The 15,459-nt window shown below is 43.2% G+C and carries 17 protein-coding genes, 2 riboswitches and 1 other annotated feature; all 17 genes read right to left on the reverse strand.

The window, feature by feature from the left end; genetic code table 11:
• Position 1 precedes the first annotated feature (1 nt).
• The 17 genes from gcvH to DESOR_RS29915 all read right to left on the reverse strand — a co-directional run bounded on the left by gcvH (position 2) and on the right by DESOR_RS29915 (position 15,405).
• Positions 2 to 388 (reverse strand): glycine cleavage system protein GcvH, encoded by a 387-nt coding sequence (gcvH, locus tag DESOR_RS23040; protein WP_014187002.1) that lies wholly within the window; start codon positions 386 to 388, stop codon positions 2 to 4.
• A 65-nt stretch (positions 389 to 453) separates the two neighbouring features.
• A complete protein-coding gene (gcvT, locus tag DESOR_RS23045; RefSeq protein WP_014187003.1) occupies positions 454 to 1,575 on the reverse strand; it encodes a glycine cleavage system aminomethyltransferase GcvT in 1,122 nt (373 codons plus the stop codon).
• Between the two features lie 195 nt (positions 1,576 to 1,770).
• Positions 1,771 to 1,845, reverse strand: a riboswitch (glycine riboswitch).
• A 3-nt stretch (positions 1,846 to 1,848) separates the two neighbouring features.
• Positions 1,849 to 1,956, reverse strand: a riboswitch (glycine riboswitch).
• A gap of 56 nt (positions 1,957 to 2,012) precedes the next feature.
• On the reverse strand, positions 2,013 to 4,784 hold the full coding sequence (ileS, locus tag DESOR_RS23050; protein ID WP_014187004.1) for an isoleucine--tRNA ligase: 2,772 nt from the start codon (positions 4,782 to 4,784) through the stop codon (positions 2,013 to 2,015).
• Positions 4,785 to 4,821: 37 nt separating this feature from the next.
• Positions 4,822 to 5,030, reverse strand: a binding site (T-box leader).
• A gap of 49 nt (positions 5,031 to 5,079) precedes the next feature.
• Complete coding sequence (locus tag DESOR_RS23055) at positions 5,080 to 5,559, reverse strand: hypothetical protein (protein WP_014187005.1); 480 nt, start codon at positions 5,557 to 5,559, stop codon at positions 5,080 to 5,082.
• A gap of 85 nt (positions 5,560 to 5,644) precedes the next feature.
• Positions 5,645 to 6,106 (reverse strand): DivIVA domain-containing protein, encoded by a 462-nt coding sequence (locus tag DESOR_RS23060; RefSeq protein WP_014187006.1) that lies wholly within the window; start codon positions 6,104 to 6,106, stop codon positions 5,645 to 5,647.
• A 12-nt stretch (positions 6,107 to 6,118) separates the two neighbouring features.
• Entirely contained in the window at positions 6,119 to 6,916 is a 798-nt protein-coding gene (locus tag DESOR_RS23065; protein ID WP_014187007.1) for a YlmH family RNA-binding protein, read from the reverse strand.
• Positions 6,913 to 7,143: a YggT family protein gene (locus DESOR_RS23070; RefSeq protein WP_282434388.1), complete on the reverse strand. Its 231-nt coding sequence runs from the start codon at positions 7,141 to 7,143 to the stop codon at positions 6,913 to 6,915. The genes DESOR_RS23065 and DESOR_RS23070 overlap by 4 nt, the downstream gene beginning before the upstream one ends.
• A 43-nt stretch (positions 7,144 to 7,186) precedes the next feature.
• On the reverse strand, positions 7,187 to 7,642 hold the full coding sequence (locus DESOR_RS23075; RefSeq protein WP_014187008.1) for a cell division protein SepF: 456 nt from the start codon (positions 7,640 to 7,642) through the stop codon (positions 7,187 to 7,189).
• A 23-nt stretch (positions 7,643 to 7,665) separates the two neighbouring features.
• Positions 7,666 to 8,364, reverse strand: coding sequence for a YggS family pyridoxal phosphate-dependent enzyme (locus DESOR_RS23080; RefSeq protein WP_014187009.1), 699 nt, complete (start codon positions 8,362 to 8,364; stop codon positions 7,666 to 7,668).
• Positions 8,365 to 8,429: 65 nt separating this feature from the next.
• The gene (locus DESOR_RS23085) at positions 8,430 to 9,296 is read right to left on the reverse strand and encodes a biotin/lipoyl attachment domain-containing protein (protein WP_242832394.1); all 867 of its coding nucleotides are present in this window, start codon (positions 9,294 to 9,296) and stop codon (positions 8,430 to 8,432) included.
• A 73-nt stretch (positions 9,297 to 9,369) separates the two neighbouring features.
• Positions 9,370 to 10,743, reverse strand: coding sequence for an ATP-binding protein (locus DESOR_RS23090; RefSeq protein ID WP_014187011.1), 1,374 nt, complete (start codon positions 10,741 to 10,743; stop codon positions 9,370 to 9,372).
• 7 nt (positions 10,744 to 10,750) lie between these two features.
• On the reverse strand, positions 10,751 to 11,437 hold the full coding sequence (locus DESOR_RS23095) for a response regulator transcription factor (protein ID WP_014187012.1): 687 nt from the start codon (positions 11,435 to 11,437) through the stop codon (positions 10,751 to 10,753).
• A gap of 36 nt (positions 11,438 to 11,473) precedes the next feature.
• Positions 11,474 to 12,286 carry a peptidoglycan editing factor PgeF gene (gene pgeF, locus DESOR_RS23100; protein ID WP_014187013.1) on the reverse strand — a complete coding sequence of 271 codons (813 nt, stop codon included), beginning with the start codon at positions 12,284 to 12,286 and terminating at the stop codon, positions 11,474 to 11,476.
• A gap of 184 nt (positions 12,287 to 12,470) precedes the next feature.
• Complete coding sequence (locus tag DESOR_RS23105) at positions 12,471 to 12,746, reverse strand: YlmC/YmxH family sporulation protein (protein WP_014187014.1); 276 nt, start codon at positions 12,744 to 12,746, stop codon at positions 12,471 to 12,473.
• A gap of 184 nt (positions 12,747 to 12,930) precedes the next feature.
• Entirely contained in the window at positions 12,931 to 13,704 is a 774-nt protein-coding gene (gene sigG / locus DESOR_RS23110) for an RNA polymerase sporulation sigma factor SigG (protein WP_007786508.1), read from the reverse strand.
• A 57-nt stretch (positions 13,705 to 13,761) separates the two neighbouring features.
• Positions 13,762 to 14,487, reverse strand: coding sequence for an RNA polymerase sporulation sigma factor SigE (gene sigE, locus DESOR_RS29910; RefSeq protein ID WP_014187015.1), 726 nt, complete (start codon positions 14,485 to 14,487; stop codon positions 13,762 to 13,764).
• On the reverse strand, positions 14,488 to 15,405 hold the full coding sequence (locus DESOR_RS29915; RefSeq protein WP_014187016.1) for a sigma-E processing peptidase SpoIIGA: 918 nt from the start codon (positions 15,403 to 15,405) through the stop codon (positions 14,488 to 14,490).
• Positions 15,406 to 15,459 lie beyond the last annotated feature (54 nt).

The following is a 15,459-nucleotide window of genomic DNA, read 5'->3' on the forward strand; positions in this document are numbered from 1 at the left end:
TCTAATGGTCCTCCTGTGCTACAAATACTTCATATTCCTCGGCTGTCATCATCTCATCCAGAGGAGACAAATCCTCAGCTTCAACTTTAATCAGCCATCCCTCTCCGTATGGGTCAGAATTCAGAAGATCCGGGGCATCCATAACCGCTGTATTCACTTCGATAACTTTTCCACTCACCGATGCCGTTATATCGGAAACAGCTTTAACAGATTCCACGGTACCATAGGATTCTCCCGCAGTTACTTCCGCCCCCACATCAGGAAGCTCAACAAATACCACATCCCCTAAACTTTCTTGGGCATGATCGGTAATTCCAAATGTTACAATACTTCCTTCTGACTTAGCATACTCATGTTCTTTATTATATTTTAGCTCTACTGGATTCATTAAAAATCATCCTCCTCAAAGTTTTGTTTATTTTACCCATAGGGAAATAGAACCATCCGTAACTATTAAGCAATACTGGACAATAATTGCTGACTGCCACGCTTATAAAATAAGGAGGGTATGATCTTGGCTTTCACAGCTTTACCGCGAATCATAACATTAATAATCTCTCCTTGAATCGCTAAATCTGAACGAATTAAGCCTAAAGCAATGTTTTTATTTAAGGTTGGTGAGAAAGAACCTGAGGTAACAAAGCCAATTTCCTCTCCATCTTTTTGTAATGGATAGTGAGAGCGGGCAATTCCGCGATCAATCATTTCCAGTCCTACCAGCTTACGCGGTACCCCTTGTTCTTTTTGGGCTAAGAGCGCTTCTCTGCCGATAAAATCGGCTTTATCGAGTTTTACAAAAATTCCGAGACCGGCTTCAAGAGGAGAAATTTCTGCACCTAACTCATTGCCGTATAAGGGCAGGCGAGCTTCAAAACGCAGCGTATCCCGAGCCCCTAAGCCAATGGGCTGAACTCCTTCACCCGCGCCGTCCTCCAGAATTTTCCTCCACAACTGTCGTGCATATTCAGGGGAAACATAGATTTCAAAGCCATCCTCTCCCGTATAACCCGTCCGGGAGATAAGACAATTCACTCCATCAATTTCGCCGTGAGCAAAGTAATAATAATGTATTTGAGAAAGATCCGCACTGGAAATACGCTGGAGAATGGTTTCAGCTAATGGTCCCTGTAAGGCAAGCTGTGCATACTGATCAGAAATATTCTCTGTTTCCACTTGAAAATTTTTAGCTTGATCTTTAATCCAAGCAAAGTCCTTATCCGTATTGGAGGCATTAACTACAAGAAGAAAACGCTGAGAATCATAGCGATAAACCAATAAATCATCGACAATTCCTCCACTTGGGTAACACATTGGAGAATAAAGAATTTTACCGTCTTCAATCTTCGTTACATCGTTGGTGATCAGCATTTGGACAAAAGCCAATGCCTCTTCGCCATGGACATCGATCTCACCCATATGTGAGACATCAAAAAGGCCGGCTTTAGTACGGACAGTATGATGTTCGTCGATAACACCTGCATACTGAACGGGCATTTCCCAACCTCCAAAATCAATCAGTTTAGCCTTGGCAGCTAAATGTTCTTCATAAAGTGGAGTACGTTTTGCTTCAACCATTTCAAATCCTCCTTACATTTTCCTGCATCAAAGTAAATATTTTACATCATAAAACTAGGCTGGCGCGAACCTTTCAGGCCCAGGCGGTTGTCTGTTGTTGCTGTAAAAGGGCGCAACAAACTAACCCTTCCACGGTTATACATGGAAAAATTTGATAATCCAAAAAAGGACAGAGAAAATGCGCTATCGCATCTTCTCTGTCCTTTAACCTGAGAGATTCGCCCGTAAGGCTTCCCCTTTGGTGTTCTTTTTACAAGAAACTCTCCAGAGTCTCGTCATCTAGCAGTACTTTTGCCTGAGAGCTTCCCCCCTTGAAAAAGCGAATTCAAGAGATTTCTCCTTCGGCGCCTGAAAAATTCAGATCTCTCCTGCTAGTGTCATCCGAGTATTTATTGCTTTATTTACTATATCATATCCTCTTTTATTGAAAATGTCTACTAAAACTTTTCAGAAATTACTGAACTGCAGCGCGGGCAAATTGTCGGATGCTCTTTATCCTTGCCAACATCCTCATGATACATCCAGCATCGCTCGCATTTTTCTCCTTTGGCCGGCTGAACAAGTATGCCTAAACCCTTATTTACTTCCGCAGTTTCGACTCCTTCAGGTCTTGACTCATCGGGTTTATGGATAACAAGACTTGAGACGATAAAAATTTCTGCCAAGTTAGGAACTTGCTGCAAGGCTTTATATTGTTCTTCCGTAGGGAATAGATCAACTTGCGCTGTCAATGGATGGTTAATCAACTTCTCCTGCCGTGCCTTTTCCAAAACTTTAGCAACATCTGTGCGTAAGGCAAGTATTTGATCCCAGCGGCTTTCTAATTCTTCATCCATCCATTCAGCTTTGACCTCAGGCATTTCGGCAATCTGAACATTGTCAACACTTTTTTCTCCCGGAATATAAGGCCAAATCTCATGGGTCATGAAGGACAAGATAGGAGCTAAGAGACGGACCAAAGCATCAAGAACTTCGTATAATACTGTTTGTGCAGAACGCCGCAGAAGGGATGTTTTTCCTTCAACATAAAGACGATCCTTGACAATATCCAAATAAACAGCGCTTAACTCAATGGTGCAGAAATTGTGGATTGTATGGTATGCCCAATGGAATTCATAGGTTTCATACCCTGTTAACACTCTCTCAACAACCTTAGAAAGCTTAAGCAACGCCCAGCGGTCGATTTCTTGAAGTTCTGGATAGGCTACTTTATCCTTTGCCGGTTCGAAATCATTGAGATTGCTCAGCAAAAAGCGCATGGTATTGCGAATTTTACGGTAGGCTTCAGACATTTGCTTCATAATACGCGGGGAAGCGGCCACATCGTTTTTATAATCCACCGAGCTAACCCAAAGGCGCAGAATATCCGCTCCTAGTTCTTGCACAACCTTAAGAGGATCGACTCCATTGCCAAGAGATTTTGACATTTTTCGTCCTTGCTCATCCACGACAAAGCCATGGGTTAATACATTACGATAAGGAGCTTGGCCAAAAGCCGCAACGGAAGTGGACAAAGAAGAATTAAACCAACCCCGATGCTGATCCGAACCTTCTAAATAGAGATCGGCAGGCCATGAAAGCTCAGGCCGCTGTTTTAAAACCCCCACATGGCTGGTCCCGGAATCAAACCAGACATCCATAATATCCGTTTCTTTACGGAATGTCTTGCCGCCGCATTCACAGGTTGTACCTTCAGGCAGCAGTTCCAGCGCAGAGTGAGCGAACCAGGCGTCTGATCCTTCGCACCGGAAATAATCTTGAACTTTAGCTATGGTTTCGTCGTTGACCAACACTTTTCCGCAATCCTCACAATAGAAGATAGGAATTGGAACTCCCCAAGTTCTTTGTCTGGAAATACACCAATCGCCTCTATCCGCTATCATATTATAGATCCGATCTCTTCCCCAGGCAGGAATCCAGCGAACCTTCTCAATCTCTGTCAGAGTTGCTTGCCGAAATCCATCAATAGATGCAAACCATTGTTCAGTTGCACGGAAAATAATTGGGCTTTTACAACGCCAACAATGAGGGTAGCTGTGATCAATTATCTCTTCCAAGACAAGGTCTCTGGATCCTTTCAGATCCTCCACAATAACAGGATTCGCCTTTGCGGTTTTAAGTCCTGCATAGGCTCCTCCTTCCGAAGTAAACTTGCCTTGATGGTCTACAGGACATAGTACCGGCAAACCATATTTCTTGCCCACATAAAAGTCATCTTCACCATGAGCAGGTGCCGTATGAACACAACCTGTACCGGCTTCTAAGGTAACATGTTCCCCGCAAATCACCTTAGAGTCTCGATCCATAAGAGGATTTTTGCAGTTAATATGCTCAAGCTCTTTTCCTTTGAACGTCTTTTCCACGGGAAGATCCATTTTCCATAAGGAACGCAAGGAATCCAGCATTCCTTCAGCAACCACCCAGCGCTCCTTGTTGGCAGAAACAAGGGCATATTTCAATTCAGGGTGAACGGAAATCGCTAAGTTTGCCGGCAATGTCCAGGGGGTTGTCGTCCAAATAACGATATAAGTATTCTCTTGGGGAAGCACATTTAACCCATCTTTTACGGCAAATTTAACATAGATAGCTGTAGCGGATTTATCAGCATATTCAATTTCTGCTTCAGCCAGCGCTGTTTCACAGGAAGGGCACCAGTATACAGGCTTCAGTCCTTTATAAATATAGCCTTTTTTGGTCATATCACCAAAAACGCCTATTTGGGCTGCTTCGTACTCCTTCTGCAGGGTCATGTAAGGATGATCCCAATCCCCCCTTACACCCAGCCGCTTAAATTCCTCTCGCTGAATACCAACATACTTTTTCGCATAGTCTTGACATTTTTGTCGAAATTCCAATGCAGATACCGCATGCCGATTAACTCCTAATTTCTTAATGACTTGTTGTTCAATAGGGAGGCCGTGAGTGTCCCAGCCAGGAACGTATGGCGCATCATAGCCCTTCATAGTTTTGTACTTAACGATGATATCCTTTAAAACTTTATTAATAGCATGACCTAAATGGATGTCCCCATTGGCATAAGGCGGTCCGTCGTGAAGAATGAATTTTGGGCATCCTTCGCGAGCTTTTTGAACCTTTTCATAAAGCTTCTCCTCTTCCCAGGCTTTGAGAATTTCCGGTTCTTTTTTGGTAAGATTTCCTCGCATGGGAAAATCCGTTTCCGGTAAATTTAATGTATTGCGATAGTCCATTTATATTTCCTCCTGTGTATAAAAAAAACCCGCCCCAATAAGGGACGAGATCTACTCGCGGTACCACCCTTGTAGCCATATTATGCCACTCGGAAGTCGTTAACGGAGACAAACCGAATAAAGCTTACTAAAACTTTCAGCCCTTCACTCCAAGGTGATTTTCTTTGTTACACCTCACGGGCTCACACCGCTTCCCGCTCGCTGCAGAGATTGCTCAACAAAGACTGTCCTTTTCAACGTGTCTGAATTATTCATTTATGATGCAGTGTCGTTTATGATGTAGTAAATAATAGCATTAATCTTTGATAATGACTTTCCGCAGAATAGCGACAAGTTTAGCTTGTCCTTCCGAATCAATTGGATCCACCATCCAGAGACACAAAAAGGAAAATTTCCGACTTTTCCATTCTTGAACAAAGGGATCCATATGTTCTTTGGAAACATACAAATGCTTGGAATCCTGAGCGGGCGTCAAACTGACAACAACTCCACGTTGTTCCATTTCATCCATGGCCCGGAAGGCACGATCTAATAAATCATCACTTCCGGTCATTAAAACATCCCCCGCACGGAAATGATTGTCGGCTTCGGCAAACCCAACGCTAAAAATTATATCATCCGCTTGTAAGTTATCTAAATGCAAACGATCAATGGAAGGTATCAGTTGAACCTCTTGGCCACCTACTTTGCCAATATAGATCTCATTTTCGTCCTGATGTAACCCAAATCCTTGAATCAGAAAGTTCGGAGATATCTCACTAACTAATCTAAACATTGATGAAATCCTTCTCCTTCAAAATCATCTGTAGATCATTTTACCACGAAACCAAACAGATCCGCAACATATTCACATCTCGGGGTCAAGCGATGCCTTCATTGGTATCCTGTTTCGTTTCCAAATCTAAATGAGCCAACAGAAAAGACTTGAGTTGAGTGCGCAGTAAATCACGCTTTCTAGCGAGAGCTTGGATTTCTTCTTCTATTTCTTCCCATTTTTTCTGTGCTTCAGACACTTTTTTTGATTTTTCATGCTCTGCTTCACGTAAGATTAAAGCTGACTCTTGGCGCGCTGCTTCCTTTACTTCTTCAGCAGTTTGCTGCGCCAATACCAAGGTCTGTTGCAACGTGTTTTCAATCTGCCGATAATGACTGATTTCTGTTTCCAACTCTTTGGTCTTTTCTTTAAGCTCGAAATTTTCTGTATAGGCTAACTCAAATTGTTGACTAACTTCTTCGAGAAACTTTTCTACTTCCTCGCATTGATAGCCGCGAAACCCTTTAGGAAATGTTCTATTCCGAATATCAAGAGGAGTCATCTCCATCTTAAATCCCTCCTAATGCCGTTGTGAGCGAAAAAGTAGAATTTGCCAAGCAATTCTTTCTTTACGGGTCTGAGCGCTTTTTAATAGCTTGATTCGTCCATGCCCACGACAAGAGATGATATCATCCGCCTGCAGCTCTGTTGTGAATTTAGAAACCACAAGCCCCCCTCTTCTCACCTTGCCTTGTGAAATCAACTCCTGGGCAACTGTCCTCGAAACCCCAAAAGCATTGGCAATGACTGCATCAATGCGGGATGAACTAACGGTGATACGCCGCTCTTCCCCCAAATCAGGAAGCAGGCTAGGCTTTCCCCTTACAAGTGACACTTGAATTGTATCACGTCCAGCATTTGTCCAATTATTGAGAACAAAGTCCACAATTTCTGACGCTGCTGCGATATAAAAGCCCTTTTGTCCAGGCTGAATATCTCCAAAGACATCCCGCCGAATACCTAATCCCATGAGTGATCCCAGTATCTGCCTATGTTGGAGCTGAATACGAGAATCCGTCGGCATGACCCAGATCAGTGCCATGCCCGTATCGGCTGTGTCCAACCATTCTCCCCTTGGACCCATAAAAATCCGAACTCTCTCTGCCTCCGGGAACCCGCCTTCCGCTCGATATTCAACCTGTTCTTTACGTATTATTGATTCAAGCCACTCCCTCATTGCCAGACTCAAAAACGGGGTCAATTGCTTAATGCCTTTATGAAGCACCAAATTTAATTGATCTAATAAATGGGCCGCTTCCAAACGAGCATCTTTTTCATCCCAAAACTTTAATACGCTTCGATCGACAGTTTCTCTCATATCAGAAAAATTCGCCCCAAGAGCCATTGCAGGATATTCAGAGCAAAGATTGCAAACAAAGGCGAGAAATCCACACCCATAGCCGCATTGCTTATTTGAAAACGTTGAAAAGGTTTCAATAAGGGATCGGTTATGTCATAGATAACAGCAACAAATTTGTTATTAGCCGGGTGAAATTTCGGTCCAAAGAAGGTCAAGATTACTCTAACAAAAATAGCGTAGATCAAAATTGAAATTACTTTATTAATGATCTGTATAACGAAAATAATATTAATCCCTCCCTATTTTTGAACTAGGCCAAAACAAACCCTTACCTTTAAGTTCATCGCGCATTTCTCCAGAAATATCAACGTTATTAGGAACAAACAAAAAAATACCATTGCCTACTTTTTGCATATTGCCGTTTAAAGCATAGGTTGTCCCACTGATAAAATCAACAATGCGTTTTGCCAAGACATTTTCAGCATTTTCAAGATTCACGATCACCGGCCGGCGGTTTTTCAACTGATCAGCAATATTTTGAGCTTCTTCGAAGTTATTGGGTTCCATAACCACCACTCGCATTTGCTTTTGAGTATGAATACTTACAACCTGAGCATTCTTGCGGCTTGTCCGCACCTCTTCCTGAACATTTTTCTCACGCTCATTTTCTTCAAAAAGTTCCTCTTCTGCTTCTTCATCTGCAAATCCCATAATCCCAATTACTTTATCAATCAATTTGGCCATTTATCCTTCCTCCTCTTTCCGGTTTATGATCGGGCACCAAAAATCTGGCTGCCCACTCGAATTAGCGTAGCCCCTTCTTCAATTGCCAGTTCAAAATCTTGGCTCATCCCCATGGATAACTCCCGCAAGTCAACTCCCGGTCGGTTACCCGGCTGCAAAGTATCCCTCAACTCCCGAAGCTGGCGAAAAAAACCTTGAGTTTCTGCCATACTTGCCTCTAAAGCACCGATGGTCATGAGACCCTGAACTCGAACATGAGGAAACTCAGCAACTGAATTCAGGAAATCCGCTACCTCCTCAGGCATCAGGCCTGCTTTTGCAGGGTCCCGAGCTACATTTACCTGAACTAAAGCTGTCCAAGTAATATTGAGCTTTTCTCCATGCCGGTTAAGGGTTTCCAGCAATGGAAACCGATCAAGGGAATGTATCATTGCAATCTTATGATTTAAATACTTTACTTTGTTCGTCTGAAGCCTCCCAATCAAATGCCATTCGCAGTCCTCAGGGAGAATAGAGGCTTTCTCCAACCATTCTTGAACGCGGTTTTCTGCAAAGGCTCTTTGACCCGTTTGATAAGCCTCTTCTAAACCCGAAATAGGTTGAGTCTTTGATACAGCCAACAATCGAATAGTACTCGGATCCCTATTGCTGCGCTTTGCAGCTTGGCATATTCGTTGACGAACCTCAAGTAAGCGTTGTTCAATGCCCGTATTTTGTATCATCAGACTATCTCCTCCGCATTAACTTCTACGCCCTTTTGTGTGTTTCCTGCTATTTAAACCCTTGCCTAGATTTTTTTTGGATTAGGTACCAGCCCTTCCAGCCCATCCCGCGGTGTAATGACAACCGGTATCCCATTGGGCAGATCTTCAATACAAGCCTTGTCTTCATTTTCATCAAGGACTTTCACCTTTTTAAACTGCACAACCCCCTCACTCCAAAGAAAGACACCCAATTCCTCTCCCTTAGTCCACAGCGCACTTTTCGGGATAAGGACTCCACTGGTGGGCGAACGATATATCCAAGTTACTTCTTGACGTCTTTGCTCTGCAGTACCATCCACATAATTAGAAAATTGAGCCACCACTCCCCTTGGTTCTTCGGATTTGCGCATTATTTTAGCCGTTAATGTTTGCTCGCCTATTTTTAAGCGCAGAGTTTTTCCCACAATAAGCCCGTCGACAGTTGGCATCTCAAGGAAGGCAACAGTAGGAACCAGATTATTAACAATCTTCCCCAATGCATCCCCTGTTTGTACAGTGTCTCCACTAACTTTGACGTTGGCCGATTGGCTTAACAATTTTGTAAGATCCATGGTTAAGAGGTTTTCACTAGTAATAATTGGTTCTAATCCGTCACTCTTGTGAATAAACAGCCCGCTCATTGCCGCCGCAATGGTTTGGCTTTGAACGGATTGAACAGCAGCAATCGGATCCCCGCGCCTAACACGCTGACCATCTTCCCCAAGATACTCTACGTTTCCGGAAAGAGGTGATATCACCAGTAATTCTTGGTTGGCAAAGGTTGCCTGAACTTTACGTTCATGAGTGATGGTTCCTGATTCAGCCGTAGCGAATTTTATTGTACCGGCTATAAATGCCGAACGATAACACCATGCGACTCCTCCAGTTATTATTAGTAACAATATAGCCACCCATAAATATCGGATTTTCCTTCTATTCCCCTCCATATTTCCCCCCTGGCAATTATCTGGAAATGGCCCATAATTAATGTTTTGCTCTTGGTAAATTGCATATGAAAACAGTACCAACTCCCAGTGTAGACTTCACACTTATATTACCGCCAATGCCTTCGACCATATGTTTTACAATACTAAGCCCGAGTCCGGTTCCGCCTTGCTCTCGAGATCGGGCCTTGTCCACTCGATAAAACCGCTCAAATATTCTTGGCAGCCTGTCTGCGGGTATGCCACATCCTGTGTCCCCAAACTCTAAGCGAAGAAATTGAGGTTCTACTTGAACATTCAGCCAGACACGTCCTTCTGTCGTATATTTAACCGCATTTTCCAAAAGATTCAAAAGGAGTTGACTTAACAAGTCTTCTCCAATAGTGAGCGGCGGCAAGTCTTCCGACAGATTGACATCCACCTGAATACCCTTTGCCTGTGCAATGCTTAGAATAACCGGCTTAATTTTATGATAAGCTTTCTGCACATAGCTCACTTTGTCAGAAGCTGCATCTGCCCGATTTTCATGACCTTCCAGGTGAGCAATGGTTAAAAGATCTTCGATAAGTCGCTGCAAGCGCAAGGTCTCATCCTGAATTATTTTTAAAAACCTATTCCGTAAAGCTGGATCATCCGCAGCCCCATCAAGAAGTGTTTCGACAAACCCTTTGATGGACGTTAGCGGCGTTCTCAATTCATGGGAAACATTAGCCACAAATTCGGTACGCATTTGTTCAAGTCTTCGAAGTTCAGTCACATCATGAAAAACAATAACGGCACCGCGCGACTTGCCGTGCCCGCTTAAAATGGGGTTAATTTTACTTTGGACCGTTTTTTGCCCGATGTGGATTTCTTTCGCAGCTGACGGCTGCCCCGAAAGGACTTTCCGTGTAAGCTGCTCTAATTCAGAGTCATAGGTTAACTCTAGCAAATATTCCAAATCCCTATCGGTTTTTTGACGTTCGAAAATTCTCTCTGCGGCAGCGTTTACTAAGACAATCCGACCCACATGGTCTACAGCCACAACCCCTTCTTCCATTCCCGCCAATATTGTTTCCATCTTATGAGCTTCTTGAGTTCCGTCTTGAACCATCTTTTCCACATGGCGAGAAAGACTATTGAGTTCGATGGTAAATTGTCCGAGTTCATCCGTAGAATCTGATAAATTAATATGCTCAAAATCTCCTGAAGCAATACGTTGAGTTGATGCGTGAAGTTTTTCCATTCGCCGCGTAAGTTGATTGGCATAGAAAAAGACCACTCCGGCCGGAAGAAGCAAAGCAAGAATCGCCACGCCCAGATCGCTTTGTTGCTTGCCGGCCACCAGCCTCGCGCTATCTCCAACCCAAAAAAGGAGCAGAGAAAGTCCCGTCATCCCTAAAAAGAGTCCCGTTAATCGCCATCTTAAACTCATTTTAATACTATCCTTTAAAGCGGTAACCAATGCCGCGTAATGTCTCAATATACTCAGGATTGGAGGGATCCTGTTCAATTTTTAGACGCAAGTGCCTAACATGAACATCAACCGTACGAGTATCCCCATCATATTCATAACCCCATATTCTTTCCAATAAATCATCTCTTGAATAAACCCTGCCGGGATGTGCTGCCAAAACACGCAGAAGTTCAAACTCCTTAGGGGTTAACTCTGTCTCTGCCCCTCGAACATAAACTCGGAAACCTTTGATATCGATTCGCAATTCTCCCCGAATGAGCTGAGAATCACTCTCTTCAGGCAAATTGATCCGGCGAAGACGAGCTTTAATTCTGGCAATCAACTCACGAGGACTAAAGGGTTTTGTCATATAGTCATCGGCTCCCAGTTCAAGCCCTAAAACCTTGTCAATGACCTCACCTTTAGCAGTCAACATGATAATAGGAATCTGCTGATACTTTGGAATAAAGCGAATTCTGCGGCAGACCTCCAGGCCATCCATCCCCGGCAGCATAAGATCCAACACCACAAGGTCAGGCTGTTCCTTCTCAACTAAATCCAAAGCTTCCTGACCATCTTTCGCAAGACAAACCAAATACCCTTCCTTTTCCAAGTTGAATCTGAGAAGTTCAAGAATTGGTTCCTCGTCATCAACGACTAAGATTGTTGCCACTATCCCATCCTCCTTGCTTTGCCTGCCTAGGTTATCTTACCTCGACTTTCGCATCCTGATCCAGCCGGCCATTCGCCCTGTTAGAGCACCATCTCGACGATGAGAGTAAAACCATTTAGGATTATCAGCAGTACATATTGCAGCGATATCGATATTTTCAGGTCGAATTCCTTTTTCCAAGAGGAGCACTCGATTAGCTTCCCATAAATCAAGGAAGTAGTGTCCATCCTCTTGCGGAAAAAGAAACGGAGTTTTTTCAAAATTGGATCGGAATTGCTCGGCTACTCGTTCATCAATGGAATAACAACAAGGTCCTATGCTTGGACCTATGGCAACCCAAGCCTTTTCAGTTCTCCCGCCAGCTTCTTCGAAACATTCTATGGCCATTTGACCAATTTTGTTGACAGTTCCCTTCCAGCCGGCGTGAGCTATTCCTACCGCCTTAATATCCGGATAATAAAAATAAAGGGGAACACAATCAGCAAAAAAAGCCATCAATCCAATTGCATTTTGCGTTATTAGCCCATCCACAGCGGAAACTGCCGTTACTAATTCTTTGGCTCCTCGTCCCCCATCTTGATCTTTGACCCATGAAACATGATTGCCGTGAACTTGTTCCCCGACTACAACCTTATTCCAAGGAACTCCCCATAGATTAAACCAATCTTTTCGATTTTTTAAAACTGTCTCAGAATCATCTCCAACATGAAGACCTAAATTAAAACTATCATAAGGAAATGAGCTTTCTCCACCTAAGCGGGTGGAAAATCCTATATCGATACCCTCACTTACCCATTTTAACACAGTTAAGTAGGTTAAGTTTTCAGTATGCTGCCACTGCCAAGTCATCCTCTATCTCCTTTAGTTTACATTTAATATAACATTTAATAATCCTGAGGACAAACCTCCAAAAGTCCTAGTACCATGGTGTTTTCATAAATTCAATAGAATAAAAAACATGAAATAAATAAACAAACAAGCATAAGCCTTTGCCATTCAGGCAGAAAGGTTTATGCTTTCCATTTACAATGCATTATCGCCGATCATCCGACTCAATATTAAATTCAGGCAAGTCATTGACATCCACTAAAATAACGTCAACTCCTATTTTTTTTACATGATCCCAAGGAACAAAAAAGTCTTCTGTCTTTCCGCCCCCAAAAAGCCCCCAGCTTCGGGAGGGTCCCGGAACGATAATCCCTTTGACCACACCCCGTTCCAGGTCAAGATCCAGGTCTTTAATGGGTCCTAGCCTTCGCCCATCCTTTACATTAACAATATCTAATAATCGTAAATCTGAAACCCTCATAATAAGACCTCCCCCCTATTGAGGGTCGAAGCACGAGATCCGAATATCCTGCTTCGACCCCTGTGATAGTCCGACTATGGCTTATGATAGACCTTAGACGTTATCATAAGTAGTGCCTATATGTCATCCTATGAGGGAGGGGCTTAAAATAGCCTACAGCCAGCATTTTATTTCTCGTTTCAGATTATACATACTTACGCATATGCTGCATAGCTGCTTTCTCCAGGCGAGAAACCTGTGCCTGAGATATTCCAATCTCATCCGCAACTTCCATTTGAGTTTTCCCTTGGAAAAAGCGCAAAGACAAGATGAGTTTCTCCCGTTCACTCAGACGGCGCAAAGCTTCTCGCACTGCAAGTCCTTCGACCCATCCCGTATCCGTTTGCTTGTCGTCTCCAATTTGATCCATCACGAAGATAGGATCTCCGCCATCATGATAAATAGGCTCAAATAAAGAAATAGGTTCTTGAATTGCGTCAAGGGCAAAAACAACATCTTCCCTAGGCAAAGACAATTTGTTCGCTATTTCGGCAACGGTTGGCTCACATGACCGTTCACTTACTAACTGATCTCTTACTTGAAGTGCCTTGTAGGCAATATCGCGCAGGGATCTGCTCACCCGTATCGGATTATTGTCTCGTAAATAGCGGCGAATTTCTCCGATAATCATAGGAACAGCATAAGTTGAGAACTTAACATTCTGACCAAGATCGAAATTATCAATGGCTTTCATTAACCCGATACAGCCAACTTGAAAAAGATCATCCACATATTCTCCTCGATTCGTAAACCGCTGAATCACGCTAAGAACAAGGCGGAGATTCCCATGGATTAGTTTGTCTCGGGCACTGCGATTTCCAGCTTGGTAAATTACAAATAACTCTTTCATTTTTGCGCTAGATAACACAGGCAGCTTTGAGGTATTTACTCCACAAATCTCTACTTTATTCAATGCCAAACTTCGAGCACCTCCCCAGCAAATTCCTTTGGGAAGTATGCCCTAACAGAGTTTAGCTTATTCCAATCGGCAAAATTCTTTACGCAATCTGCGTATGATTCTTTTTTCGAGACGAGAAATATAGGACTGTGAGATCCCTAATCGGTCAGCTACCTCTTTTTGAGTTTTTTCCACCCCATCATCCAAACCAAACCTTAATTCCATTATGATTTTTTCTCTGCTGGTCAGCCTCCCCATAGCTAAATGCAAGAGCTGACGATCAACCTGTTCCTCAATAGGCTTAGAGATAATGTCATTTTCTGTACCAAGAACATCTGATAGCAAAAGTTCGTTTCCATCCCAATCAATGTTTAATGGTTCATCAAAGGACACTTCTGAACGAGTTTTATTATTACGTCTAAGGTACATCAAAATTTCATTTTCAATGCATCGAGATGCATAAGTGGCCAGCTTAATTTTTTTCTGAGGATCAAAGGTATTAACCGCTTTGATTAAGCCGATGGTGCCTATGGACACCAAATCTTCAATTCCAATCCCTGTATTCTCGAATTTTCGGGCTATGTAAACCACAAGACGCAGGTTGCGTTCAATCAAAATGTCCCGAATTGAGCCATCTCCCATTTCCAAGCGTTCTAAAAGAACTACTTCTTCATCTGAGTTAAGTGGTGGCGGTAGGGCTTCACTGCTTCCAACATAATAAATCCCACTAACTCCAAAGATTTTTTGAAAAAGCATAGCCCAAAGACATTTAGCCTTACCTTGAACATTACTCCACCACTTCATTTATCCATCTCCACCTTTCTGCACATGTTCTGGGTGTAGTAACGCTTGGTATTCACCCTCTAAGCTTAACACTTGCTTGACGAGCGCCACTGTAGCATGAATTTGCCGAGACTCTTTGCTCTCACAAAATGTTACATGTTCAGGCCTTATCCCAAGCAGCCAGCTTTTGGCATCAATCGTTTGAAAAGGTATAAAAACAAGGCGCTTTATCAAGTTGGGGTTGAGCTTCCATAGCAAGGGCCAAGGGTCCGGACAATCCTTCCAGGGAATGTCCATGAATGCTTTGACACTTGCAGGTATCGCCTTTGCAGCAGCTTCCTCTTCCAAAAGAATTACCGGGGACCCAGTTAAAGGATCTCGCAAATCATTTCCAGTATCCAATAATGCCTTAATGTGTACAGTCCCGTTTTCTTCTCCGCCAAAACAAATTTCCAAGTCATAAATCGTTCTTTCCAGCATAGCCTTTCTTTCCTGCCAACGCTGCCAAAAATTCTGCAATAGCCACCAAAGCAAAGCCCCTAGAGGGAGAACCCAAAGATCATGCACAATTAGGATTAAATTCTCCTTCTCTAGTCCGTCATCAAATTTCGTCCACCCCCATAATCCATACATAAATCCGCCTAATCCTGCTGATAGAAGCCAAAAACCCACCAATGCTTTAAGGAATGTCCCCGGCCTCTTAGTAGGATAAGCGACAATAACCATTAAAAACGGAATCAGCCATTTGCTTATCGTGGTCCACGGCGAAATAGAATAACAGGCTAATAGTACAGGAATTTCACCAACTAAAGCCGCTGTTATTATTCTCATAGGCCTGCTGGGGAGGTGCAGAAGCTTGCCAAGAAGGACCAGCACAAGAGCATCCATTCCTCCATTGATGAGAATAACCAGATCGAGATAAGTCTCTGCAGCGCTCATCTGGTGCACCCTTTCCCTACACTTCTCTAAAAATTATATCCGATAGCTTTAGTA

It is taken from the genome of Desulfosporosinus orientis DSM 765, assembly GCF_000235605.1.
GTDB classification, from domain to species: Bacteria; Bacillota; Desulfitobacteriia; order Desulfitobacteriales; family Desulfitobacteriaceae; genus Desulfosporosinus; species Desulfosporosinus orientis.